The 23,064-nt window shown below is 66.2% G+C and carries 18 protein-coding genes; 16 read left to right on the forward strand and 2 right to left on the reverse strand.

Annotation, left to right across the window (positions count from 1 at the left end):
• Window positions 1-90 precede the first annotated feature (90 nt).
• The 9 genes from AB1Z25_RS06260 (at window position 91) to AB1Z25_RS06300 (ending at window position 11,124) form a co-directional block, all read left to right on the forward strand.
• On the forward strand, window positions 91-1,401 hold the full coding sequence (locus AB1Z25_RS06260) for a lysine N(6)-hydroxylase/L-ornithine N(5)-oxygenase family protein (protein WP_486636824.1): 1,311 nt from the start codon (window positions 91-93) through the stop codon (window positions 1,399-1,401).
• Window positions 1,398-2,450, forward strand: a complete 1,053-nt coding sequence (locus tag AB1Z25_RS06265) for an NAD(P)/FAD-dependent oxidoreductase (RefSeq protein WP_486636825.1) — start codon at window positions 1,398-1,400, stop codon at window positions 2,448-2,450. The genes AB1Z25_RS06260 and AB1Z25_RS06265 overlap by 4 nt, the downstream gene beginning before the upstream one ends.
• Before the next feature lie 6 nt (window positions 2,451-2,456).
• Complete coding sequence (locus AB1Z25_RS06270) at window positions 2,457-4,475, forward strand: class I tRNA ligase family protein (RefSeq protein ID WP_486636826.1); 2,019 nt, start codon at window positions 2,457-2,459, stop codon at window positions 4,473-4,475.
• Entirely contained in the window at window positions 4,472-6,094 is a 1,623-nt protein-coding gene (locus AB1Z25_RS06275) for an AMP-binding protein (RefSeq protein ID WP_486636827.1), read from the forward strand. The genes AB1Z25_RS06270 and AB1Z25_RS06275 overlap by 4 nt, the downstream gene beginning before the upstream one ends.
• A 36-nt stretch (window positions 6,095-6,130) precedes the next feature.
• Window positions 6,131-6,736 (forward strand): GNAT family N-acetyltransferase, encoded by a 606-nt coding sequence (locus AB1Z25_RS06280; protein WP_486636828.1) that lies wholly within the window; start codon window positions 6,131-6,133, stop codon window positions 6,734-6,736.
• A 35-nt stretch (window positions 6,737-6,771) separates the two neighbouring features.
• Window positions 6,772-7,500, forward strand: coding sequence for an alpha/beta hydrolase (locus AB1Z25_RS06285; RefSeq protein WP_486636829.1), 729 nt, complete (start codon window positions 6,772-6,774; stop codon window positions 7,498-7,500).
• A 132-nt stretch (window positions 7,501-7,632) separates the two neighbouring features.
• Window positions 7,633-8,604, forward strand: a complete 972-nt coding sequence (locus AB1Z25_RS06290) for a cupin-like domain-containing protein (RefSeq protein WP_107800102.1) — start codon at window positions 7,633-7,635, stop codon at window positions 8,602-8,604.
• A 47-nt stretch (window positions 8,605-8,651) separates the two neighbouring features.
• Window positions 8,652-9,869 carry an ATP-grasp domain-containing protein gene (locus tag AB1Z25_RS06295; RefSeq protein WP_486636830.1) on the forward strand — a complete coding sequence of 406 codons (1,218 nt, stop codon included), beginning with the start codon at window positions 8,652-8,654 and terminating at the stop codon, window positions 9,867-9,869.
• Window positions 9,870-9,906: 37 nt separating this feature from the next.
• The gene (locus AB1Z25_RS06300) at window positions 9,907-11,124 is read left to right on the forward strand and encodes an MFS transporter (RefSeq protein WP_486636831.1); all 1,218 of its coding nucleotides are present in this window, start codon (window positions 9,907-9,909) and stop codon (window positions 11,122-11,124) included.
• A gap of 426 nt (window positions 11,125-11,550) precedes the next feature.
• Here the strand turns inward: AB1Z25_RS06300 and AB1Z25_RS06305 are convergent, their stop codons facing one another.
• Together AB1Z25_RS06305 and folE are read right to left on the reverse strand one after the other, a co-directional pair.
• Window positions 11,551-11,976, reverse strand: a complete 426-nt coding sequence (locus tag AB1Z25_RS06305; RefSeq protein WP_107798585.1) for a BLUF domain-containing protein — start codon at window positions 11,974-11,976, stop codon at window positions 11,551-11,553.
• A gap of 144 nt (window positions 11,977-12,120) precedes the next feature.
• Window positions 12,121-12,816 carry a GTP cyclohydrolase I gene (gene folE, locus AB1Z25_RS06310; RefSeq protein ID WP_227107517.1) on the reverse strand — a complete coding sequence of 232 codons (696 nt, stop codon included), beginning with the start codon at window positions 12,814-12,816 and terminating at the stop codon, window positions 12,121-12,123.
• A gap of 496 nt (window positions 12,817-13,312) precedes the next feature.
• Here folE and AB1Z25_RS06315 point away from each other — a divergent pair, with 496 nt between their 5' ends.
• The 7 genes from AB1Z25_RS06315 (at window position 13,313) to AB1Z25_RS06345 (ending at window position 23,064) form a co-directional block, all read left to right on the forward strand.
• Window positions 13,313-15,226: a thiamine pyrophosphate-binding protein gene (locus AB1Z25_RS06315; protein ID WP_486636832.1), complete on the forward strand. Its 1,914-nt coding sequence runs from the start codon at window positions 13,313-13,315 to the stop codon at window positions 15,224-15,226.
• Window positions 15,227-15,257: 31 nt separating this feature from the next.
• Window positions 15,258-16,853 carry a flavin monoamine oxidase family protein gene (locus tag AB1Z25_RS06320; protein WP_235089498.1) on the forward strand — a complete coding sequence of 532 codons (1,596 nt, stop codon included), beginning with the start codon at window positions 15,258-15,260 and terminating at the stop codon, window positions 16,851-16,853.
• A gap of 269 nt (window positions 16,854-17,122) precedes the next feature.
• On the forward strand, window positions 17,123-18,775 hold the full coding sequence (locus AB1Z25_RS06325) for an ATP-binding cassette domain-containing protein (RefSeq protein ID WP_486636833.1): 1,653 nt from the start codon (window positions 17,123-17,125) through the stop codon (window positions 18,773-18,775).
• A 328-nt stretch (window positions 18,776-19,103) separates the two neighbouring features.
• Window positions 19,104-19,553: a hypothetical protein gene (locus tag AB1Z25_RS06330; RefSeq protein ID WP_107798579.1), complete on the forward strand. Its 450-nt coding sequence runs from the start codon at window positions 19,104-19,106 to the stop codon at window positions 19,551-19,553.
• Window positions 19,554-19,645: 92 nt separating this feature from the next.
• Window positions 19,646-20,641, forward strand: coding sequence for a radical SAM protein (locus AB1Z25_RS06335; protein ID WP_227107525.1), 996 nt, complete (start codon window positions 19,646-19,648; stop codon window positions 20,639-20,641).
• 27 nt (window positions 20,642-20,668) lie between these two features.
• Window positions 20,669-22,171 (forward strand): radical SAM/SPASM domain-containing protein, encoded by a 1,503-nt coding sequence (locus AB1Z25_RS06340; protein ID WP_227107527.1) that lies wholly within the window; start codon window positions 20,669-20,671, stop codon window positions 22,169-22,171.
• Window positions 22,168-23,064: a hypothetical protein gene (locus AB1Z25_RS06345; protein WP_107798576.1), complete on the forward strand. Its 897-nt coding sequence runs from the start codon at window positions 22,168-22,170 to the stop codon at window positions 23,062-23,064. The genes AB1Z25_RS06340 and AB1Z25_RS06345 overlap by 4 nt, the downstream gene beginning before the upstream one ends.

Here is a 23,064-nt window from a genome sequence, read left to right on the forward strand (position 1 = left end):
ATGAGAGTGCCGGTTGGATTTTCCGCCGCTGCGATACGCAGTTCATCGCGGCTCCTTTTGTCTTGCATACACTTCAAGTGCCAATACACCATGAAATATCACTGCATCGGCATCGGCAGCGGGCCGTCCAATCTGAGCGTGGCTTCGCTCTTGCATGGCCAGCACGACATCAAGAGCATCTTCTTCGAACAGAAAGCGGCGTTCACCTGGCACGACGGCATGATGATTCCCGGCGCGGGGCTGCAAGTCTCCCTGTTCAAGGATCTGGTCACGCTGGCGGACCCGACCAACCGCTTTTCCTTTGTGTCCTATCTGCACCAGCACGGCAGATTGCTGCAGTTTCTCAATGCGCGCTTCGATCAGGTGTCGCGGCTGGAATTTCGCGATTATCTGAAATGGGCGGCGGAGAGCAACGGCAATATCTGCTTTGGCGAGCGGGTGCTGGAGGTCGATTTCGACGGCGGCGCCTTCGTGGTGCAGACCACGAAGCGGAGGGTGCTGGGCGACAACGTGGTCGTCGGCGTCGGCATTGTGCCGGAGGTGCCGGACTTCGCGCGCTCCTGTCTCGACGACAGCACGCATTTCCACGTCAATGAGTTCGCCGCCAAGGCCGGCGTCGCGGCGGGCAAGCGCGTGCTGGTGATAGGCGGCGGCCAGTCCGGCGCCGAGGTGGTGCTGGATTTGCTGCGCCGCGGCGGCGGCCAGGCGCCGGCGGCGCTGAGCTGGGTGTCGCGGCGGGAGAATTACTTCCCGCTCGACGATTCCCCGTTTACCAACGATCTGTATACGCCCACCCATTCCAATTATTTTTACGAGCAGGACGAAATCTTCCGCAGCGCCTTCATCAAGCGCAATCTGCTCAGCAGCGACGGCATTTCCGAATGTACCTTGCGCAGCCTCTACCAACAGATCTATTCGCTGCGCTTCATCGAACGCTCGCCTATCGACATCCGCCTGCTGCCCTTCCGCGAGGTGCGCGCCATCGGCCGGAACGGCGAGCGCTGGTCCATCGCCGCCCGCCATCTGGGCGCCAACGCGCCGGAAACGCTGGAAGCGGACGTGGTGATCTGGGCCAGCGGCTTCAAGCCGGCGCCCACGCCCTTCTTGCAGCCGCTGCAGGAGCGCCTGGAGCGCGAGGGCGAGGAAATCGCCGTCGACCGCGATTACGCGGCGCTGGGCAAGCTGCCGCGCAATCGCAGCCTGTTCATCCTGAACGCCATCCGCCAGCAGCGCGGCCTGGCCGATCCCAATCTCAGCCTGACCGCCTGGCGCAGTCAGATCGTCATCAACCGCATGCTGGACGCGCCGCGCGCCGGCGATGTCGACGCCGCCTTCGTGTCCTGGGCGCCGCTGGCCTCGGCGCGCGCGGACGAGCGCAAGAACAAGAGGGAATGGGCATGACGGCGCCCCGCATCGTCGTCGTCGGCGGCGGCATCCTCGGCTGCACGATAGCCGCGCGCCTGCTGGAGCGCGAGCCGCGGGTCCGGCTCACCTTGGTGGACCGCGGCCTGGTCGGCGCGGGAGCGTCGATGTATTCCGCCGGCGTCCATTTCCCGGTGGGACGCTCCGAGCGCGTGCGCCAACTGAGCGCGGCCAGCGCGGATTACTACCAGACCTTGCGCGCCCGCCATCCGCAGCTGCCCATGCACGGTTTCGACTTTTTCGTCGCGGCCGGCGCGGCCGACGCCGATGAGGTCCGCGCCCGCTGCGCCGGCTTGCTGCCCTTGTCGGCGGAGGAACAGGCGCGCGTCGCGCCGGATCTGCCGGCCGGCCGCGAGCTGTGGCGGATGCCGGATTGCCATGTGACGGATGTGCAGGGGCTGGCCTTATGGCACGCGCAGCGTCTGCGCGGCCGCGCCGAGGTGTTGGAGGGCGTCGGGGCCGAGGCGCTGGACGAGAGTGCCGACGGCGTCCGCCTGAGCTTGTCCAGCGGCCGGGAGCTGGCCGCCGACGCCGTGGTGCTGGCCCCCGGGCCATGGGTCAACGAAGGCTGCTGGAGCGGGCTGACCGCCGGGCTGGGGGTGCGCGTCAAGAAGGTGGTGGCCCTGCATCTTCAGCGGCCGGCGGAGGAGGGCGCCGCGCTGTTCTTCCCCGCCGAGGACGCTTTTCTGGCGCCGCTGCCGCACCGCGGGCACTGGCTGTTCAGTTACACCTGCCAGCAATGGGACGTGTCGCCGGAGCAGTGTCGGCAGGCCGGGGTGGAGGCCCGCGAGATCGCCGAGGCGCGCGAGGCGCTGCGGGGCGTCGCGCCGGCGCTGGCGCCGCTGCTGAGCTCGGGCCGGGTGTTCTGCGACGCCTACAGCCCAAGCCGCGAGCCGCTGGCGCAATACCTCGGTCGTCATCGACGCGTTCTGTTCGTCGGAGCGTGCAACGGTTCCGGTTACCGGCTGGCGCCCGGCGTCGCCGCGGAAGCCGTCGCCCTGCTCAATCACACTCTCACCAAGGGATAGCCGATCATGCACATCATAGAATTGAACGAAGCGCAGCGGTCGCCGGCTTTCGGCATCGAGATGGCGTCCATCGCCGGCCTGGGCGAGCAGGAGCAGGTGCGGCTGGCCTACGGCGTCGTCGAGCCCGGCGGGGAAAGCCAGCCGCACAAGCACGACGAGCTGGAAGCCTTTCTGATTCTGAGCGGCGAGGGCGTCATCGACGCCGACGGCCGCTCCCAGCCGGTGCGCGCCGGCAGCCTGGTGCTGTTCAAACCGTTTGAAAAACACGTGTTGCGCAATACCGGCGGGCAGCCGCTGCGCTTCTGCGACTTCTACTGGCGGGACGCGGCCAAACGCGAGGCCGCCGCGCAGGACAACGGCGCCGCGCGCCTGAAAGGGCGGCCGGTATTCGTGTTTTCCACGCCGCCCACGCCCAACGGCGACCTGCACCTTGGCCATCTGTCCGGTCCCTATCTGGGCGCCGACGTCTATGTGCGCTTCTTGCGCGCCAGCGGACACGAGGCCTACCACCTGACCGGCAGCGACGATTACCAGAGCTATGTGGTGGGCCGCGCCCGCCAGGAAAACAGCAGTCCCCAGCAGGTGGCCAGCCATTACTCGGCGGCGATCCAGTCCACGCTGGATCTGATGGACATCCATCTCGATCAATACACCGTCACCACCCGGGACCCGGCTTACGCGGCCGGCCTGCGCGATTTCTTCTCGCGCCTGGTGCGGGGCGGCGCGCAGCTGCGTTCCGACGCGGCGCTGTTCGACGCCGAAACCGGCGATTATCTGTACGAGGTGGACGTTTCCGCCAAGTGTCCAAGCTGCGGCTCGCCCTGCGGCGGCAATATCTGCGAGGAGTGCGGCGAGCCCAACAACTGCGTGGACTTGGACGCGCCGCGTTCGCGGCTGTCGGACGCGACGCCGGTCACCGGCGCCATCCGCCGCTACATGATCAATCTGTCCGCCTTCAAGGACGCGGTGGAGCAGCATCAGCGCCTGGGCAAGGTGTCGCCGCGCCTGCAGCAATTGGCGGAGCGGGTGCTGGCGCGCAAGGACTATTGGGTGCCCATCACCCATCCGGCGCAATGGGGCGTGCCGCCGGCGGAGGAGGTCGAGGGCGAGCAGGTGATCTGGGTGTGGCCGGAAATGGCTTACGGCTTCCTGTACGGCATCGCCGAACTGGGCGGCCGGCTGGGCAAGCCCTGGCAAGCCGACCGGCCGCAGCCGGACTGGAAGATCGTCCACTTCTTCGGCTACGACAACAGCTATTACCACTCCATCCTGTACCCGGCCTTGTACCGGATGGCCTTCCCGGATTGGCAGTGCGACATCGACTACAACGAGAACGAGTTCTACCTGCTCGACGGCCTGAAGTTCTCCACCAGCCGCCGGCACGCGGTATGGGGCAAGGACATCTTGAGCCCTGACAGCGTGGACGCGGTGCGCTATTACCTGGCGCGCACGCGCGGCGAGCAGGAGCGGACCAATTTCACGCTGGAGGATTTCCATGCGTGCGTGGAGCGGACGCTCTTGGGCCAGTGGCAGGCCTGGCTGAGCGGCCTGGGCGAGCGCCTGAGGCAGGATTTCCAGCAGCGCGCGCCCGACGCCGGCAACTGGACCGCCGCTCACACCGCCTATTTCGACGCGCTGAGCAATCGGCTGACCAGTCTGAGCACCCATTACGGCGCCGACGGCTTTACGCTCAACCGCGTGACGGAAGAGCTAGACGGGCTGGTGGCCGGCGCGCTGCGCTTCGCCAAATCGAACGAGCGCATCCGTCGGAATCCGGCGCTGCGCGACGAATACCGGACCGCGGTCGCGCTGGAGCTGGCCACGGCCCGCCTGCTGGCTCAGGCCGCCGGCCCGCTGATGCCGCGCTTCGCCCAGCGCCTGGGCCGCGCCCTGGGCATGGAAGGCGTCGACGTCTGGCCGGAAAGCGTGGAGCTGTCGCCGCCGGGCGCCGCTCTGGACTTGGCGGAGCAGCATTTCTTCACGCCGCTGCGCCGGGCGGGCGCGGCGGAGGAAGGACGGTCATGAGCGGACTGGGGTCTCAAGCGCCGCGCGGCCCGGACGTCGATCTGGTCAACGCCGTCGCGCTGCGCGGATGCGATGACGAGCGACATGTGATCCGCTTCCGGCAAGACGGCGTCGTGCGCGCCTGGACGCTGGCCGAGCTGGACCGCAAGGCGGCGCGCGTGGCCCGGCGCTTGCATGCGCTGGGCCTGCGTCCGCGCGACCGGGTGGGCATTTTATCGCGCAATCGGATCGAATTCGTGCTGCTGGATCTGGCCGTCCTGAAACTGGGGGCGGTGACCGCCGGCTTCGAGGCCGGGCGTTTCGAGCCGGCGCGCATCGTGGACCTTTACGGCTTGAAAGCCTTGTTCGCCGAGGGCGTGGACTGCTCGGGCGCGGTGTTCGACATCGCCGAAGTCCAGGCCTGGGCCGAGCGCGCCGAGGCGGACGCGGCGGAGCGGCCCCTGCACGCCGGCTACGACCCGGCCGACGTGCTGGCGATCAAGTTCACCTCGGGCAGCACCGGCGCGCCCAAGGGCCTGGAAGCCACCGTCGCCAGCGTCAACAGTTCCATCAATGAAGTGCAGGCGATGTTCGGGCATGGGGACGGCGACAATCTGCTGGTGTTCCTGCGGCTGGCTTTGCTGCAGCAACGCTATTGGATTTATTCGGCGCTGGCGTTTGGACACGACCTCACGCTTTCCGATCTGGATCAGGCGCTGGACATGGCCAAGGCCTGCCAGCCCACCGTCGTCATGGGCGTGCCGGGCTTTTACGAAGCCTTGCGCGCCAGCCTGTCGCAGCGGCACGGGGACGCCGATCCCGCCGCCCGCGGCGCGCAGATACAGGCCGCCCTCGGCGGGCGCGTCCGTTATCTGTGGACCGGCTCCGCTCCGGCCAGCCGGACGGTGTTGGAGTTCTTCAACCATGCCGGCGTGCCCTTGTACGAGGGATACGGCAGCAACGAGGCCTGCATCGTCGCCAAGAACCATCCCGGCGCCTTCCGCCTGGGCAGCGTGGGCAAGGTGCTGCCGAACAAGTCCATCCGTTTCGACCAGGACGGCGTCTTGATCGTGGCCAGCCGCCATCCGGTCAACTGCCGCTATACCTGGTGCGATCCCGGCGTCAGCGAAAAAAGCTTCCTGCCCAGCGCCGAGGTCAAGACCTGGGATCTGGGCCATGTGGACGAGGACGGTTTCCTGTACATCCACGGCCGCGTGGACGACGTCTTGACCATGGCCAGCGGCCGCAACGTGCTGGCGAGGCCGCTGGAAGAGGGCTTGCGCCGGCATCCGGACGTGCACGAATGCGTGTTGTACGGCACCGGCAAGCCCTTCATCACGGCCATCCTGTCCCCGGCCTTGGCCGGGGCGGACGCCGAGGCTTTGCGCCGGCATATCCGGGCGCTGAACGAGGATGTTTTCCAGGAGGCGCGCATCCTGGCGGCGCTCATCGTCGACGAGCCGTTTTCCATCGAAAACGGCCTGCTGACTTCTCAATTCAAGCCCAAGCGCAAAATGATTCATCAGCGCTATATGGCGCAGCTGGACGACATCTATGCGCGCCACGCGCGGACGCCGGAAGCGTTTTCGGCGGACGCGGCGTATGTGCGGGATGGCCGGGCGCCGCAGCCTTCTTTCTGATACGCGGCCCGCTTAAACCTATGCAAGGAGCGATACATGACTTGGCGTAATTTGAAGGACCTCACCCTGGAAAACGAACGCGTGCGCTTGCGCCGGATTCAGATCGGCGATTACGCGGCGTTCGAGCGCATCGTGTTCGAGCCCGCCATCTGGGAGTACTTCGTCGCCCGCATCCAGACGCCGGACGATCTGGGCCGCTTCGTCGAGCAGGCGATACAGGACACGCTCAACGGCAGCCGTATCGTGTTCGCCATCATCGACCGCCAAACGGAGCGCATCGTCGGCAGCACCGCTTACGGCAATCTCGCCGAGGGCGAGCGCCGCCTGGAGATAGGCTGGTCCTGGCTGTGCCGGGACGCGCGGCGCACCGGCATCAACCGCGCGGTCAAGTTCGAACTGCTCAAGCACGCGTTCGAAGCGCTGGAATGCGAGCGCGTGGAGTTCAAGACCGATGTGCTGAACGCCGGCGCGCGCGCGGGCCTGGCCGGCATCGGCGCAACGGAGGAAGGCGTGCTGCGCAGCTTCAACTTCATGCCCGGCGGCCGTCGCCGCGATGTGATCTATTACAGCGTGCTGCGCCAGGAATGGGAGCGGGTCCGCGCCGAACGCTTCCCGGCGCTGGCCGCCGCGGCAAGCCGTTGAGCGGCCGGGCCGGCATCAAGATGGACGCCCCCGACATGTCCGCGAGCCCGCAGATGAAAACCGAAGACTTCGTCTTTAGCGCCGGCGAGCACTGGCTGGCCGCCACCCGCGTGCAGCCGGACGCCGGCGCGGCAAGCAGCGTCCTCACCCTGCACGGGCTGGGCCAGACCGCGAACCGGCACACCATACGCTATGTGCTGGACCACCTGGCCGGGCACGGCCTGGGCTCGGTGTGCTTCGAATTCTCCGGCAACGGCGACAGCAGCGGGGCGCTGGAAGAGGCCTGCCTGCGGCGTCGTTACGAGGAAACGCTGGCCGCCGCGGAACACCTGGACAAGCGCGAGCCGCTGACCCTGATCGGCACCAGCATGGGCGGCCATCTCGCCGCCTGGGTCGCGCCGGTGTTGAAGCCCGCCTGCCTGGTGCTGTTCTGCCCTGCAAGCTATCCGGCCGACGCCGCCGAATCCCGTTTCGACGGCGGCCTGGCCCGTCCCGGCCCCTATCCGGACTCCCCGGCCTATGCCGGCCTGCGCGAATTCAGCGGCGACTTGCTGATCATCGGCGCCGGCAAGGACGCGGTGGTGCCGGCCGAGACGCTGGACGGTTATCTGGCCGCGGCCATGAACGCCCGCAGCAAGAAGGTGGTCTGGCTGGACGACTGCGAGCATTTCATCCATCGCTGGCTGCCGCATCAGGACGCTTTGCGGCCGCAAGTGCTGACGACGATAAGGGACACCATTCTGCGGGCGCGCGCCCGCCAATAAGACCCACTAACAAAACCCCTGATCCCGCGTTGCGCCTCCTTGTCGTACGACTTGTACTGTCCGCGTCGGCGCGCCTTGGCTCAGGTTCTCTGCGAGGTTTTGTTAGCGGCTCTAAGTCTATTGGAGGAATCCATGCAACACGCTCCCGTTCTGATCGAAGCGAATATCCTGAAGCGGCGCGATGTCGCCAGCCTGGAGATCGTTGAAAACGCGTTCTCCAGCGGCCCCGTCGCCGAGGCCCTGCGCCGGGCGCCGGGCATCGAGCGCCGCCGGGGCTTGAGCAAGGAGGCGTTCGACCGCGAATACCGCCACCAGCAGCGGCCGGTGATTCTGGAAGGCTACGCCGCCGACTGGCCGGCGGTGCGCCATTGGAGTTTCGAGCATCTGGCCAAGCGCTGCGGCGCGACGCCGGTGGTGGTCAACAGCTATAGCAGCCAGCGTTCCGCCCAGGCCAGCTTCGCCGAGTTCGTCGACATGCTGATGCGCAACGAGGGGCCGGAGGCGACGCCCATCTATCTGCAGGAATGGTATTACCAGGCCTCCTGCCCCGAGCTGGCCGCGGACATGCCGGAACTGGACATCGCCCAATACGATTTCCGCCGCGATCTGTACGGCGAGGTGATTTCCACCAATCACCAGCTCTGGCTGGGCCAGCGCGGCGGCGTCACCCGGCTGCATCAGGACTCCTACACCATCGACGTCATGCATGTGCAGCTGGTGGGGGAAAAACACTGGACCGTCTTGGGGCCGCAGGCGATGTTGCCGGAAACGGAGACGGGGGGCGCCGATCTGCAAGCGCTGGCCGACGATCCCGCCGCCCAGCTGATGCAATGCACGCTGAAGCCCGGCGACGTGCTCTATCTGCCGGCGCTGTGGTTCCACCGCATCAAATTGCTGAGCAACTCCATCGGCCTGGGCCGGAAGTGCCTGGACCAGGCCAATCTGCAAACCCATATCCGGCAACGGATGGCGGAGCTGCTGGCGCTCGCCCTCAATCCGGAAGAGGTCAAGCTCACCCATCCCGAACTGTTCAATGTGGTGATGATGCGCAACCGGGTCTGGGCCAAGCGCATGGGCATCGATTTGTCGAAACTGCGCCCATGATCCGGCTTTCGCCCCGCGGTGCGGGACACCTCATCAGGAGAAAATAAATGAAGCAAGCGCATGTATTGGTTGTCGGGGGATTGAACCACACGCTGGACAGGCTGGAGCAATTGGGCGCCCGCTATTCGATGATGCAGATCCCTGAGCGCGTCAATGAGCGCCAGTACGGCGCGGCGGTGCGCTACGCGGTGATGGATTACGAAGACATGGAGGAGGTCTTGCTGCTGGCGCGCGCCTGGCACGCCAAGGACCCGTTCGACGCGGTGGTGTCCTTCACCGAATACGGCCTGCATCCGGCGTCGCAATGCGCGATCGAGCTCGGCGTCGCCGGCGACAATCTGGAAGCGGTGCTGAACACGCGCGACAAGATCAAGATGCGGGAGCTGCTGGGCCGCCACGGCCTGAGCCCGGTGCGATACCAGGTCTGTCAAAGCCTGGACGACGCGAGAAGCTTTTTCCGCTCGCTCAACGGCGAGGCCATGGTGCTGAAGCCGTATGCCGGCGGCCTGAGCGAGGGCGTGTTCTTCGTGGATGAGGACGCGCATCTGGAGGCGCGCTGGAACGGCTCCCGCGCGGTGATGGACGGGCCGCTTCTGGCGGAGGAGTTTCTGCACGGCCCGGAGTACAGCGTGGAATCGCTGTCCATCAACGGCCGGCATGAGATCGCGATGATCACCGAGAAAGAGGTCACGGCGCTGCCGCGCTTCATCGAGCTGGGCCACCAGGTGCCGGCGCGGCTGGACGAGGCGCAGCAGGCGGCGGTCAAGGCCTTGGTCAGCCGTTTTCTGGACGTCATCGGCCAGAAAACCGGGCCCGCGCACACCGAGATCCGCCTGACGCCGTCCGGGCCCAGGATCATAGAATCGCAAACCCGGATAGGCGGCGATCAAATCTGGGAAATGTGCGAGCTGGTCAGCGGCGTCAACCTCACCGGCGAGACCATCGCGGCGCTCACCGATCTGCCGCGGCCCGAACGCAAGCCGGCGGCCAAGGCCGCCGCCATCCGCTTCTTCTCCTACGAAAACGCCCGCATTCTGGACGTGAGCGGCGTCGAGCAGGCGAAAAGCGCCCAGGGCGTGATCCGGGTGGAGTGCCAGCTGCACGCCGGCCTGCGCTGCGAGACGCTTAAATCGTCCAATTCCCGCCAGGGCTACGCGCTGTGCGTGGGCGACTCGATAGAGCGGGCCGTCTCCAACGCGGAGGCCGCGCGCGACGCGGTGCGGGTGGAGTGGGAGCCGCTGAGCGCGGAGCAGGGTGGACTTTGAACCGTTTCTTGGACAACTCGAATAAAGACAGGCAAGCATGAACTCGCATCCGGTCCGGCGCAGCGTGTTGTACATCACCGCGCATTACATCATGACCTATCTCGGCTACTACGGCCTGGTCTCCACCCTGGTGGTCACGCTCAACAAGGCCGGGTTCAGCGCCGAACGGATCGCCATGCTGGTCATCCTGTTCACCTTGACGACCAAGGCGGCGAAGATACCGCTGGCGCCGTGGCTGGACCGGATGGCGGCGACGAAGTCCGTGCTGATAGGCTGCGTCATGGCCGCGGTCGGTTTCTTGCTATTGTATTCGGCCAAGGATTTTTATTTGACCGCCTGTGCGCTGGCCCTGTCCGGCACCGGCATTTCCATCAACGCGCTGGCGAGCAAGCAGCTGGCCGCGGCGACCAGCGATATGATGGACAACCGCGCCAAGCTGTTCTCCATCACCTATATCGGCATCAATATCGCGGCGGCGGCGGCGGCGCCGCTGGCTCTGTACCTGGCGGCCAAGGGGCAGTACCAGCTGGTGTTGATCGGCATCGCCGTCTCCTACTGCGTGGCCGGGGTGGTGACCTTCCTGAACTTCGGCAAGCTGGGCATGAAGCGCCCCGGCGGCGGCGCGCCGTCGTTTCTGGCTTATTGGAAGTTGCTCTACGTGCCCGGCATTCCCCCCTTCCTGCTGATCAATTTCTTTTGCTGGCTGCTGTACGGCCAGCTGTTCAACGTGCTCGCGCTCTATGTCTCGGAAACGCTGGCCCAGCCGGGCAAGCTGGGCTGGCTGTACACCCTGAACGCCTTGCTGGTGATCGGGCTTCAGCTCTTGGTCACCCATCTGGCTCACCGCTGGAGCGGCGGCAAGCCGCTGGGCATTGTCCGTTCCTCCTACGCCACCTTCGCGCTGGCCTTCATCATGCCCTTCATGCTTCCGGGCTATATCGGCGCGCTGGCCTTTGTGCTGCTGTTCACCTTCGCCGAGATGATGTTCGCGCCCAGCATGGACGTGCTGCTGCTGTCCTTGATCGGCAAGGAGAGCCGGGCGGTCGCTTACAGCGTGCTGTCCATCAGCACCGCGCTGGGGGAGTCGCTGGGCGGGGGCATGGGCGTCGCGGTTTACCGCTGGATGGCGAATTACGGCCATGCCGGCCAATTCTGGCTGGCGCTCGCTGGCTTGTCGCTGCTGTGCATCGCCGTCGCCTATGTGTTGCAGGAGTCGAGCGCCGGCTTGCGCGCGCAGGCGGCGGGAGCGGTTTAGCGAAGCGGAGCAGAGCGTAAACCGCTGCTTAGAACCTGTTCACGATCTTTCCGAGAGATGGCTCCAAGACATGGAATCCGCTGCGCGGATGGTGATTTTCATTGCCGGGGCTGCCCGGCGAGCAGGGAGGAGATATTTGCTTGGCCAAATATCCCTATCACTGAGCGAATCAAAGATTCGCACGTAGACACCCCTAAAGGCCACCCTGCAAGCCAGGCCTACGGCTTCCCGCCGGTTCCCGTCAGGTCCGAGGCGCGGCTGAACTCGCAGCGCGCTACCGTCGCGCTGCTCGAACAGGCAGCCGCTTAAGACCTCGGACCTGCCACCCGACGGCAGGCTTGAAGGGACCCGGGGCGCGTCGGATACGCGGCCTCCTGTGCAGCAAACCGTGTTTCAAAGCACAGACAAAAGATCGTGAATAGGTTCTCAGTGGCGGATCTGGGTGCTGCCGGCCTCGGCCAGCGCCTCCAGCAATAGGGCGGTGCTGGCGCCGGGCAGGCTGAACGGGTCCAGGCGCGCCTGGGCGGAATAGCGCAGCAGCAGCGAGGCGTTGAGTTTTTCCATCATCACTTCCGCCATGCTCCAGTTGGCGAAGCGGCGTTGCTCCATTTCCTGGTAGTCCAGCAGCGTCAGACATTGATGGCGCGGATCATGGGCCAGTTTCTGGTACAGCAGATTGACCTCGGCGCGGCCGCCTTCCAGCGATTGCACGAATACGTCCTTGCTGTAGCACAGCACCCCGGTGATGCCCTGGGCCGGATTGTATTTGCGCGCGGCGATCATGATGTCGTCCACCAGATCGCTGTCTATGGATTTGTGCGCGCGGCTGCAGTAGGTCAGGCGTACCAGCATGATGTGCCCCTTGGATGCGAAGAAGCCGCGCCAGACCGGCGCGGCCTCGTTTCATCTTAGTCGCTGCGCGCCGTCTTGCCGCTGACCTTAAAACCTGTTCAAGACCTTGTCCCGAGCTTGCCCGAGAGACGGCGAACGGGCTCTTTATTTATGCATCAGGGACAGGAATTCGCGGCGCAGATTGGCGTCGCTGAGGAAGGAGCCGCGCATCACGCTATTGGTCATCTTGCTATTGCTGTCCTTGACCCCGCGCCAGTGCATGCAGAAGTGGTCGGCCTCCATCACGATGGCCAGGCCGTCCGGCTGCAGCTTCTTCATCAGCAGGTCCGCGATCTGGGACACCGCCTCTTCCTGGATTTGCGGGCGGGTCATCACCCAGTCTATCAGCCGCGCGTACTTGGACAGGCCGATCAGATTGGAATGTTCGTTGGGCATCACCCCCACCCAGACGCGGCCGATGATGGGGCACAGATGGTGGGAGCAGGCGCTGCGCACCGTGATCGGACCCACGATCATCAACTCGTTGAGCTTCTCCACATTGGGAAACTCGGTGCTGGCCGGCATCTGCACATAGCGGCCGCGGAAGACTTCCTTGATGAACATCTTGGCCACGCGCTTGGCGGTGTCCTGGGTGTTGTGGTCGTGCTCGGTGTCGATGACCAGGCTTTCCAGCACGGCTTTCAGTTTCTCCTGAACCTCGGATTGCAGCAGGTCCAACTCGCCGTCTTCGATGTGGGCGGCGATATTGTCGTTGGCGTGGAAACGGACGCCGGCTTGCTGCAGGCGGCTGCGGATGCGTTGTGAGACCGGCAGATGGTCAACGGTATTGGTCTTGTTCATTGTGTTGGCAGTCTCGGATGCTTATTTATCATTTTGGCGCCGCCATGGCCGGCGGCTCTATCCATTGCGCATGACTTGGGGCAGGGCAGGCGGTGGGCGCCTCCCTGAAAGGCGGCGTGCTTGGAGCCTGGCCGATGCGACAGGAACGCTCCATGTTAGCACAAGCAAACGAAGCGCATCCGCAGCCGATGCGCCTAGTAGAAACCCTTAGCCCGTCAGGGCTTGACGCGGGAAGCCCTTAATTTGGCGGGCATGCAAAGTCAATGCCGGCGGCTGGCCATACAGGATATTGCTGTCCTTTTGGACGGGGTTGGGCGCGTGGCGGCGCCTCTCGCCGCGCCGGCTCAAGCCTTGTTGGCCGGAAGCGGGCGCGCGGCGCGGCGCAGCGTCCGTCCGCATTGGCGTTTTCGACACAGAAATTATCCGGATTGAATTTCCCTCCGCCTGGATTACCACTCACATAAGAACGAAAACTTATGGAGAGAGGCGGGACGGAATGAATAGCCAACAGCAAAACAGCCGGCAGCGCTGGGCCCGGGACTATGTGTTCGACGCATTGAGCCAATTGGGCATCCATCGCATTTTCGGCGTGCCCGGCACCAATGAGATTCCCATCATCGACGGCACGTCCTACCCGGAAAACCAGGTGGAGTACATCGAGTGCCTGCACGAGAACATCGCCATGGGCGCGGCCATGGGCTCGGCGCGGATGACGGGCAAGCCCGGCGTGGTGGTGGTGCACGTCACCCCGGGCATCGCCCACGGCATCGGCAATCTGTTCAACGCCTGGCGCTCGCAGGCGCCGCTGGTGATTCTGTGTTGCCAGCAGCAGAACGAGCTGGTCACGCAGGAGCCGCTGCTGGCCTCCAATCTGGTGGACCTGGCGCGGCAATACACCAAGTGGGCGCATGAGGTGCGCACCGAGCAAGAATTGCCGATGGTGTTGCAGCGCGCCTTCAAGGAGGCGATGGCGCCGCCCAACGGGCCGGTGTTCGTCGCCATTCCCTGGGAGTTCACCATGCGGCGCATCGGCGACGGCGACCGCCTGCCGGGCATTACCCGGATCTCCCCGCATTTCATCGCCGACGCCGACGCCATCCGTCAGGCGGCCGTCATGCTGCGCGAGGCGGTCAACCCATTGATCGTGGTGGGCGACGCCGCCGGCTACGCGGAGGCCTGGCCGGAATTGCAGGCGCTGGCGGAGTTGATCGGCGCGCCGGTGTCGCTGCAAACCTTCAGCAGCCTGGCCAACTTCCCCAATGGCGATTACCACTGGCAGGGCGAACTGCCCGGCGGGCAAAAAGATCTGCAGCAAGTGTTCGCCGGCCACGACGTCGCCTTTTTATGCGGCTTCAGCAACCAGGCTCAGGTCACGGTGTTCAAGTACAGCGACGGGCCCTTGATCCCGCCCTCGGTGCGCCAGGTGTATCTGAGCAACAACAGCTGGGACATCGGCAAGAACTACTACGGCGAATGCGCGCTGTTCGGCGACATCAAGGCCACCTTGCCGCTGCTGAACCGGGAGATCGGCGAGCAGCCGTCGGCGGCCGCGCGGCAGCGCAATGAGCTGTTGCGGCAAAAAGCCGAAGCGCGGCGCTTGCAATGGGACGTCTATCTGCGCGAGGCGATGCAACAGCAGGAAATCTGGGCGGTGGTGATCGCCGACGCGCTGCGTCTGGAAATCAGCGAACGCCGGCTGGAAAAGCAGTTCGTCTACGTGCATGAGGCGGTGTCGGACCCAGCGCCGTTCCAGTACCTGCTGCCCTTCACCGAAGAGGCCGCGGCGCCCATCAGCTACTACTGCGTCGGCGGCGGCTCCTTGGGCTGGTCCATGCCCGCCACCCTGGGCATCAAGCTGGAAGCGCAAGGCTGCCAGGGCATAGACACCCGTTTCGTGGTGGCGGCGACCGGCGACGGCTCCTCCTTGTTCTATCCGCAAACCTGGTGGACCGCTCAGCATCGCCAGCTGGGGGTGCTCTACATCATCACCAACAACCACGAATACCACACCCTGCAAATGGGCCTGCAACAAGTGGAGGCGATGTACGGCGACGCGCCGGGCTACGGCTGGCAGGCGCGCACCCAGGACCCGGAATACCTGCGCATCCACCGGCCCAAACCGGACTTCGTCGCCTTGGCCCAGGCTTTCGGCGGCATGGAGGGCGAGGTGGTGGTCCATCCCGAGGCGGTGCGCGCGGCGGTGCGGCGCGGGCTGGACCACGCGCTGGCCGGCCGCGCCTATGTGCTGGACATGCAGACCGTGGGCCTGGATCAGCCGCCGCCCACGCCGCAGCAGGCCAACGCCCGCTACCGCCATCAGCCGAGGCTGGATTGCTTCCACGTCCCGGACGGGGACGGCCAGCGCAATACGGACAACGGCCAGCCGGCCAATGTGCCGGTGATTTTCTGATCCCGGCTCCACATAGCGAGGACGAGCAAACATGGCTAGCGAAAACATAGACATTGCCATTGTCGGCGGCGGCGTGTCCGGCGTGTACAGCGCCTGGCGGCTGCAACAACACTATCCCCAGAGCAAGATCGCGGTGTTCGAGGCCAGCGACCACATCGGCGGACGTCTGCTGTCGGTGCGGCCGCCGGACATTCCGGACATGGTGGCGGAACTGGGCGGCATGCGCATCCTGCCGGAGGTGCAGCCGCTGATTTACGACCTGATTCAGGAATTGAATACGCTGTTGCCGGCGCCGGAACAGATCGAGCTTTACCGCTTTCCGGTGGACGAGCCGCAAAACATCGCCTATCTGCGCGGCGTCTATCTGCGGCTGCAAGACTTCACCACCCAGCCGGACAAAGTGCCGTACCGGCTCAATTTCCTGGACCGCGGCCAGACCGGCGGCGCCGTCATCATCGACGCCATCGAGCAGATCGTGCCCGGCATCACCAATAAATCGCTGACCGAGGAAGAGCGCCGGCAGATGGCGCAGAACGCCAGCTTCGGCGGCGTGCCGCTATACCAGCAAGGCTTCTGGAACGTGTTGTTCCGCGTGATCACCGGCGAAGCCTATCAATACGCCGAAGACACCGGCGGCTACGACACCACCTTGTGCAACTGGAACGCCGCCGACGCCATTCCCTGGTTTCTGTCGGACTTCGGCGTATCGGCCCAGTACATGGGCTTTTGCAACGGCTTTCAGCAAGTGCCGCTGGTGTTGGCGCAATTGTTCGAACAGGCCGGCGGCGAGGTGCGGCTGGAGGCCCCGGTCAGCGGCGTGACGCGCAGCGAGTCGGGCTTCCAGTTCCAGGCCCAGGGCCGGACGATATCCGCCAAAACGCTGATTCTGGCGATGCCGCGCCGCGCGCTGGAGCTCTTGTCCGCCACCAGCCCCTGGCTGCAGGAGGCCGCGCGCTTCCAGCAACTGGCCGCCAGCGTCACGCCGCGGCCGCTGTTCAAACTGTTCACCACCTACAACAGCCCCTGGTGGCTGAATACGGGTTACAGCACGGCGGACGGCGACTACGTGCCGGTCAAATCCGGCCGCTCCGTCACCGATTTGCCGGTGCGCCAGACCTATTACTGGCCGCGCAGCAACGGCCTGCCCGCCTTGCACGGCCACGCCATGTTGCTGGCCAGCTACGACGACGGCGACAACACCGGCTTTTGGGACGGTCTGCGCGGCCGCCGTCACAGCGCCTGGAAGAAGGGGCTGGAGGTGGCCGAGCTGGCCGATCCCTTCATCGGCGCGGACGACCAGGTGCGCGCCAAGGAGCTGAGCTGGCACCGCTACAAGGCTCCGCGGAGGATGACCGAGGAAGTCACCCGCCAACTGACGGTGATGCACAGCCTGTCCTACACGCCCAAAGTGCGCAACGCCGCCTTCCGCGACTGGGGCGACGACCCGTACGGCGGCGGTTGGAACAGCTGGAACATCGGGGTGAAAAGCTGGGAAGTGAAACGGCAGATCATCCAGCCGCTGGACGGCCAGCCGCTATACGTGTGCGGCGAGGCCTATTCCGACGCCCAGGGCTGGGTGGAGGGGGCTTTGCAGACCGCGGACATGATGTTGGCTAAGCTGGTCTGAGAACCTGTTTTTGGTCTGCCGCGCGCCGGCGGGACCATCAGACGGGAGGAGGAAGCGTTTCAGGGAGCGGGACAGGCAGGCCTGTCCCGCTTGGCGCGCGGCCCGGCGCGCGCTACCATGACGGTTTGCCGCCGCGCCAGCCCCTTGCGCGGCCCCATTCTTTCCCGAGGTCTTCGTCCGATGCGCCATTGATGCCGCCGTCCTCCTGGACGGCCACGTTCTCCGCCCCCTGCGCGCAGGGGAATGTTCGGCATCCTTTGGAAAGCTTCATGACGCCTATCCATCTCACTTTGGACGATGTGTCCTATCAACTGCCCGACGGCAGGATTCTGTTCAGTCATCTCAATATGGCGTTTCACGCTCAGCGCATCGGCCTGGTGGGCCGCAACGGCGTGGGCAAGACCGTGCTGGCGCGTTTGTTGGCCGGAGAGCTGCGGCCCAGCGCCGGCCGCTGTCTGCGCGGGGGGACGACGCATTATCTGGCGCAGCGGGCCGGCGCGCTCCGGGGCGACACCGCCGCCGGCCTTGCCGGACTGCAAGGCGCGCTGGACGCGCTGGCGCGCATCGAAGCCGGCAGCGTCGACGCGCGGGATTTCGAACGGCTGGCCGAGCGCTGGGATCTGCGCCAACGCTTGGAGCGGGAATGGCGGCGTTTCGGCCTGGGCCATCTGCGCCCGGAAACGCCGGCCGACGCGCTCAGCGGCGGCGAAGCCGCGCGAGCGGCGCTGTGCGGGGCCATACTGTCCGACGCCGACTTCCTGATCCTGGACGAACCCAGCAATCATCTGGACCGGAGCCAGCGGCAAGCGCTGATCGAACAACTATCCCTCTGGCCGCGCGGCCTGCTGGTGATCAGCCACGACCGCCGCTTGCTGGCCGACATGGAGCGCATCGTTGAACTGTCGCCGCAGGGCCTGGCCGGCTACGGCGGCGCTTACGATTTTTACGCCGAACACAAGGAGCGGGAACAGGCGAGAGCGCTGCAAACGCTGGAGCAGCGCAAACAGGAGCGCTTGCGCGGCCAGCGGGCGCTGCGCGAACAGCAGGAGCGGCAAGAGCGGCGGCAGGCCCGCGGCGAACGGCGCGGCCGCGAGGCCAACCAGGCCCGCATCCTGTTGGACCGACAGCAGCAGCGCAGCGAGGACAGCGCCGGCAAGCTGCGGCGGCAACAGGCCGCGGTGCGGGAAGCGCTGGACCAGGCGGTGCGCGAGGCCGCCCGCCGGGCGGAGGACGACGCGGCGGTTGTCGTGCACGCCTTGCCGCAGGGGCCGGCGCTGCCGCGCGTCGCCGTCGCGCTGGACGAGGTGGCGCTGCCGTTCGCGCCCGAGGCCACGCGCCGGATTCACCTCAGCCTGGGCGGCGGGCGCCGCATTGGCGTCGTCGGGGCCAACGGCTGCGGCAAGTCCACCTTGCTCAAGGTGTTGGCCGGACGATTGCGTCCGCTCGCCGGACAGGCGCGGGCGCCGGCCGCCTGCGCCTATCTGGCTCAGGATCTGGACGGACTGGACCCCGGGCGCGGCGCGATCGAGCAATTGCTGGCGGCCAATCCCGCGGCGGGGGAAAGCCGGCTGCGCATGTTGCTGGCCCAATTGGGCCTGGACGCCGAGCGGGCGACCCGGCCCTGCGGCCGGCTCAGCGGCGGGGAACGGCTGAAGGCGGCGCTGGCCTGCGCGCTCTACGCCGATCCGCCGCCGACGCTGCTGCTGCTGGACGAGCCCAGCAATCATCTGGATCTGCCGTCGCTGCAAGCGTTGGAGGCGATGTTGCGCGCTTACCGCGGCGGCCTGCTGGTGGTGTCGCACGACGACGCTTTTCTGGACGCGCTGGATCTGGACGGCTGGCTGACGGCGGACGAGGACGGCTGGCGGCTGCTGGACGGAAGAGAGCGGCCGGAGCGCGCCATCGATAAAAGTTCGTTTTAGGTAATTTAACGTACAGATATACTAAAAACGCATGAATATAGTTAAAGCGCTGACGAAAACCGTCGGCGCTTTTTCATTCCAGTGACACGCAGGCCGGCTGGATGACGAGGCGGATGGGCGAGGCATTTGGGTGGGTGCGGAGATTCCCCTGGGGCGCGGCGGCCGCTTTGCGGCTCAGCGGCAATAGCCCTTTGCCGGCAAGAAGCCGATTGGGAGCGCGGACCGCATAGTGCCTCCAGTCGCAGCACGCGCCGCCGCTTTCCGCTCCATCCAGACGAGGGCGCCGCCAAGCAGGCCTCGGTCACAGAGCTCAAGCCAGGAGGACACCATGGCCCAACCGGAAGTGAACAAACTGCTGATGCGCGCGGTGAGCGATAACGATTTCCGCGTCAAGTTCTTGTCGGACCCCATCGCCGCGGCGAAGGATGCCGGCGCCAACAGCGCAACGGTCGCCGAATTGAAAAAGATCGACGTCGCGCGCTTGCGCGCCCAGTTCGACCACCTGACCCGGGTGTCCGGCGATTTGCTGGCCGGCTCGGTGGTGGCGGCCGGGCATAGCCGCGACTGGAGCGACCGCAGCAATATCCACGACAACGACGGCCATATCCACGACAAGGCGGCCAGCGTGTTTTCCCCGGGCGATCTGGTCACCAATCCGGCGGTGTCCACCACGCTGAACCCGGCGGCGGTGCGCGACGCGCTCAAGGACCCGCTGGTGCTCAAGGAAATTGAAAACAACCCCCAGATCAAGGCGGCCTTGAAACGCGGCGTCAAATAGCCCGCGCGGCGGAGCGGACCCCGGCGCGGCCAGCCGCGTCGGGACGGATTTCCTGGCGGCCCGCTTGCGGGCCTCTTCGTGGGGCGACGGCGATGATCATCCGGCTGACGGCTTCCTGCAACAATAAGTGCTTCTTCTGCATCGTGGACGACGAGATCGCCCAGCGCGCCTTCCGGCCGCTGGCGGAGATCGTGGCCGAGCTGGACCAGGCGGCGCCGGACGAGGAGGTGGACATCTTCGGCGGCGAACCCACCATAGACCCGGTGTTCTGGGAGGTGCTGCGCGAGGCCTTGAAAACCGGCCGCCGCGTCAGCCTGGCCTCCAATGTACGGCTGTTCTCCCACCGCCCGTCGGCGGAGCGGCTGGCGGCCATGGCCGACGGCCGGCTGGAGGTGCGCACCAGCCTGATGGGCCACAGCGCGGAATTGCACGACAAGCTCAACGGCGTGCGGGAGGGCGCGTTCCGGCAAACCCTGCAAGGCATCCGCCGCCTCAGCGAACTGGGCTTCGACATCCAGACCAATATCGTGATCCTGGCGGAAAACGTGGAACACCTGCTCGCCACCGGCGTGACCGCGGTGGAGGCCGGCTCGTCGCGCCTCAAGTTCAGCGGCACCGTGCGCACCGGCAAATTCATCGACTCCATCGCCGATCCGGCGCTGGTGCGCGAACGGCTGCGCACCATCGTGCCGCTGTTCCGCGCGCTGGGCGTGCCGGTGACGCTGGAGAAACTGGCGCCCTGTCTGATACCGGATTTCCTCGATCTCTTGATCCGGGATTCCGATCCGGCGGTGGACACCCATCCCTGGTACGAGAAAACCCGCGCCTGCCGCGCCTGCCGGCTGGCCGACGCCTGTCCGGGCGCCGAGCGCGGCGCGCTGATCCGCCACGGCCGGGACTGGGTGCGGCCCCTGGCCGAGATCCCGGCGGAATTGATAGACGAGGTGCGCGTCGCCGCGCTGGAGCGTTATCAGCCGCGGCGCGACAAGCCCTTCTTGCGCGTGCTGTTCGATCACCAGGACCTGTCCTCGCTGGGCGTCATCGCCAGTTTCTCGCGCCAGCATCCGCAACTTTATCTGATCGCCTGAACCCGCCACCCGTTTGCGAGGCCCGCCATGAACCACGTCGTCACCCCGATCCGCCCGATTGAAGCGCGCGCGCCGCGCGCCGCGCCCGCCCAGCCGGACCGGGCCGGCATGGAGGACATCTTCGCCGATTTCCGGCTGCGCGACCGCTGGAAGCCCAATTACCGCGCCCGGGACGTGGGCGACGGCGTGTTCCTGTCCAGCGACCAGGGCAGCTGGGCGCTGTTGAGCCGGGAGGAGTACCGCGCGCTGCGCAGCATCGCCCTGCCCGCGGCGCTGCACGATCTGCTGGAAGAGCGCGGCCTGATCCTCACCGCGCGCAACGCCGGCAGCGTGATGCGGGCCTATGAAGACTGGTCCGCCAATTATTTTCCCGGCACCGCCTTGCACATCATCGGCATGACGCGGCGCTGCAATCTGCGCTGCGCCTACTGCCACGCCGCCGTGGTGCGCGACAGCTCGGACCCGGCCCGCTACGACCTGGACGAAGCCACCGCCCGCGCCATCGTCGACTTCGCCTACCAATCGCCGTCCTCGCGCATCCATTTCGAATTCCAGGGCGGCGAAGCCACGCTCAACTTCGGCGCGGTGCGCTATCTGCACGCCTACGCGATGATCAAGAACCTGGCGCACAAGCGCGCCTTGTCCTTCTCCATCGTCAGCAACGGCGTGGAACTGCCGGACGAGGTGCTGGACTATCTGGCGGCTAGTCGCATCAACATCACCACCTCCATCGAGTTCGACGCCGCCGAACACCCGTCGCTGCGCGTGGATTGGGAAGGCCGCGGCCATTGGGACGATATCCGCCGCAACCGCGCCCGCATGCGCGAACGCGGCCTGGACGTGCCCTCGCTGATCGTGGTGGGGCGCAACAATCTGCACAAGCTGCGTGAATACGTCGATTTCGCGGTGGCGGAAGGACAGTCCTCCATCTTCTTCTCCCCGGTGCAGAAAATGGGTTTCGCCAAGGGGAAGTGGGACAGCGTGGGCATGGGGATGGACGAGTTCTTCGACGCCTGGCGCGACGCGCTGGACTACATCTTTTCGCTGTGGGACCAGGGCATCCTGCTGGAAGAACGCTATTTTTCGCTGGCGCTGGAAAAGCTGTTCAACAACCGCGACGTCAAATACGTGGACTTCCGCAACCCCAGCGGCATGGTCTTGGGCAATCTGGCCTACGATCATCTGGGCAATGTCTACGGCTGCGACGAAGGCCGCGGCCACGCCGATTTCCGCATCGGCAATGTGCACACCGACAGCTACGCCGACGCGGTCACCTCCGACAAGGCGCGCCAGCTGGTGTCCTACTCGCTGCGCGAGCACGACGCCTGCCAGGTGTGCGCCTACCGGCCTTATTGCGGCGTGTCCCCCATCGTCAGCAAGGGCGAGACCCACTCGCTGGACCCGCAGCCCTTGACCAGCTCCTGCTGTCAGCGCACCCGGCATCTGTTCGACTTCGTGGTGAAGCTGATGCGCGAACGGCCGCAGCGCATCGACCAGGCGCTGACCATCATCCGGATGAGCACCCAATGAGCGCCCGGGACCGGATCGCCGGCGAACTGCAAGCCGGCGGTGAAGGCGCCCGTATCGCGGTGGAGGCGCTGGCGGTGCTGGCCGGCCTCAAGCCGCTGGCGCGCTTCACCGCCGGCCGCGACAGCGCCGCGCGGCTGTGCGCGCTGCTGGACGCCTGCGGCCTGCGCCACGGCCGATACGTGCCGCCGCCGGACGACTGGGGCTACCGCCACGCCACCGCGGAGGAACGCGCCGCCTTCAGCCGCAACGACGCGCGCGTCTATTACGCGCTGGACGCGGAGGCCCTGGAGCGGGGGCTGGACGCCCAGCGGCGGCAAGACAATGTGGCGCTGGGGCGGGCGCTGGGCTACCCGGCCTGCTGCATCGCCGCCAACGAATACTTCGGCGCCGCGCCGATGACGGATCTGCTGCGGGTGGCGCGCACTCCGGGCGGGCGCGACTGGCGGCTCAATGTCTTCCTGACCGAGATGGAAGTGGGGCGCGGTTCGCCGTACTACCTGATTTCCCACTTTCCCTGCCACTTGGGCTGCCGCGCCAGCGTCGACTACGCCGCGGCGCTGCTGGAGGTCCTGCGCGACGCCGCCCCGGCCTTCGCCGCGCAACTGGAGCGCCTGCTGCCGCTGCCGCTGCTGCTGCGCGACGAGGAAGAGCCGCCGGAGGCGCGGCGTTACGGCAATTTCGGCGCCCAGCTCTACGGCGGCGCCGTGGGCGACGCGGTGTTTTATCAGGGCTGGCGGCCGCTGCGTTCCAGCGACCGTCTGCCGGAGGCCCGGCTGGATCAGGGCGATTGCATTGCATGGCAGGAGGAGGACTTATGCGTGCTCAGCGCGCGGAACGGGCGCGAAGTGGCGAGACTGCCCACGGAACGCTGGCATCTGGTGGCGTTTCAATAA

Source organism: Chromobacterium sp. HL1, assembly GCF_057418835.1.

Excerpts from the sequence above, each read along its gene's own strand:
- AB1Z25_RS06260 (WP_486636824.1), top strand. The coding sequence starts at position 91 with ATGAAATATCACTGCATCGGCATCGGCAGCGGGCCGTCCAATCTGAGC.
- AB1Z25_RS06265 (WP_486636825.1), top strand. The coding sequence starts at position 1,398 with ATGACGGCGCCCCGCATCGTCGTCGTCGGCGGCGGCATCCTCGGCTGC.
- AB1Z25_RS06270 (WP_486636826.1), top strand. The coding sequence starts at position 2,457 with ATGCACATCATAGAATTGAACGAAGCGCAGCGGTCGCCGGCTTTCGGC.
- AB1Z25_RS06275 (WP_486636827.1), top strand. The coding sequence starts at position 4,472 with ATGAGCGGACTGGGGTCTCAAGCGCCGCGCGGCCCGGACGTCGATCTG.
- AB1Z25_RS06280 (WP_486636828.1), top strand. The coding sequence starts at position 6,131 with ATGACTTGGCGTAATTTGAAGGACCTCACCCTGGAAAACGAACGCGTG.
- AB1Z25_RS06285 (WP_486636829.1), top strand. The coding sequence starts at position 6,772 with ATGTCCGCGAGCCCGCAGATGAAAACCGAAGACTTCGTCTTTAGCGCC.
- AB1Z25_RS06290 (WP_107800102.1), top strand. The coding sequence starts at position 7,633 with ATGCAACACGCTCCCGTTCTGATCGAAGCGAATATCCTGAAGCGGCGC.
- AB1Z25_RS06295 (WP_486636830.1), top strand. The coding sequence starts at position 8,652 with ATGAAGCAAGCGCATGTATTGGTTGTCGGGGGATTGAACCACACGCTG.
- AB1Z25_RS06300 (WP_486636831.1), top strand. The coding sequence starts at position 9,907 with ATGAACTCGCATCCGGTCCGGCGCAGCGTGTTGTACATCACCGCGCAT.
- AB1Z25_RS06305 (WP_107798585.1), bottom strand. The coding sequence starts at position 11,976 with ATGCTGGTACGCCTGACCTACTGCAGCCGCGCGCACAAATCCATAGAC.
- folE (WP_227107517.1), bottom strand. The coding sequence starts at position 12,816 with ATGAACAAGACCAATACCGTTGACCATCTGCCGGTCTCACAACGCATC.
- AB1Z25_RS06315 (WP_486636832.1), top strand. The coding sequence starts at position 13,313 with ATGAATAGCCAACAGCAAAACAGCCGGCAGCGCTGGGCCCGGGACTAT.
- AB1Z25_RS06320 (WP_235089498.1), top strand. The coding sequence starts at position 15,258 with ATGGCTAGCGAAAACATAGACATTGCCATTGTCGGCGGCGGCGTGTCC.
- AB1Z25_RS06325 (WP_486636833.1), top strand. The coding sequence starts at position 17,123 with ATGACGCCTATCCATCTCACTTTGGACGATGTGTCCTATCAACTGCCC.
- AB1Z25_RS06330 (WP_107798579.1), top strand. The coding sequence starts at position 19,104 with ATGGCCCAACCGGAAGTGAACAAACTGCTGATGCGCGCGGTGAGCGAT.
- AB1Z25_RS06335 (WP_227107525.1), top strand. The coding sequence starts at position 19,646 with ATGATCATCCGGCTGACGGCTTCCTGCAACAATAAGTGCTTCTTCTGC.
- AB1Z25_RS06340 (WP_227107527.1), top strand. The coding sequence starts at position 20,669 with ATGAACCACGTCGTCACCCCGATCCGCCCGATTGAAGCGCGCGCGCCG.
- AB1Z25_RS06345 (WP_107798576.1), top strand. The coding sequence starts at position 22,168 with ATGAGCGCCCGGGACCGGATCGCCGGCGAACTGCAAGCCGGCGGTGAA.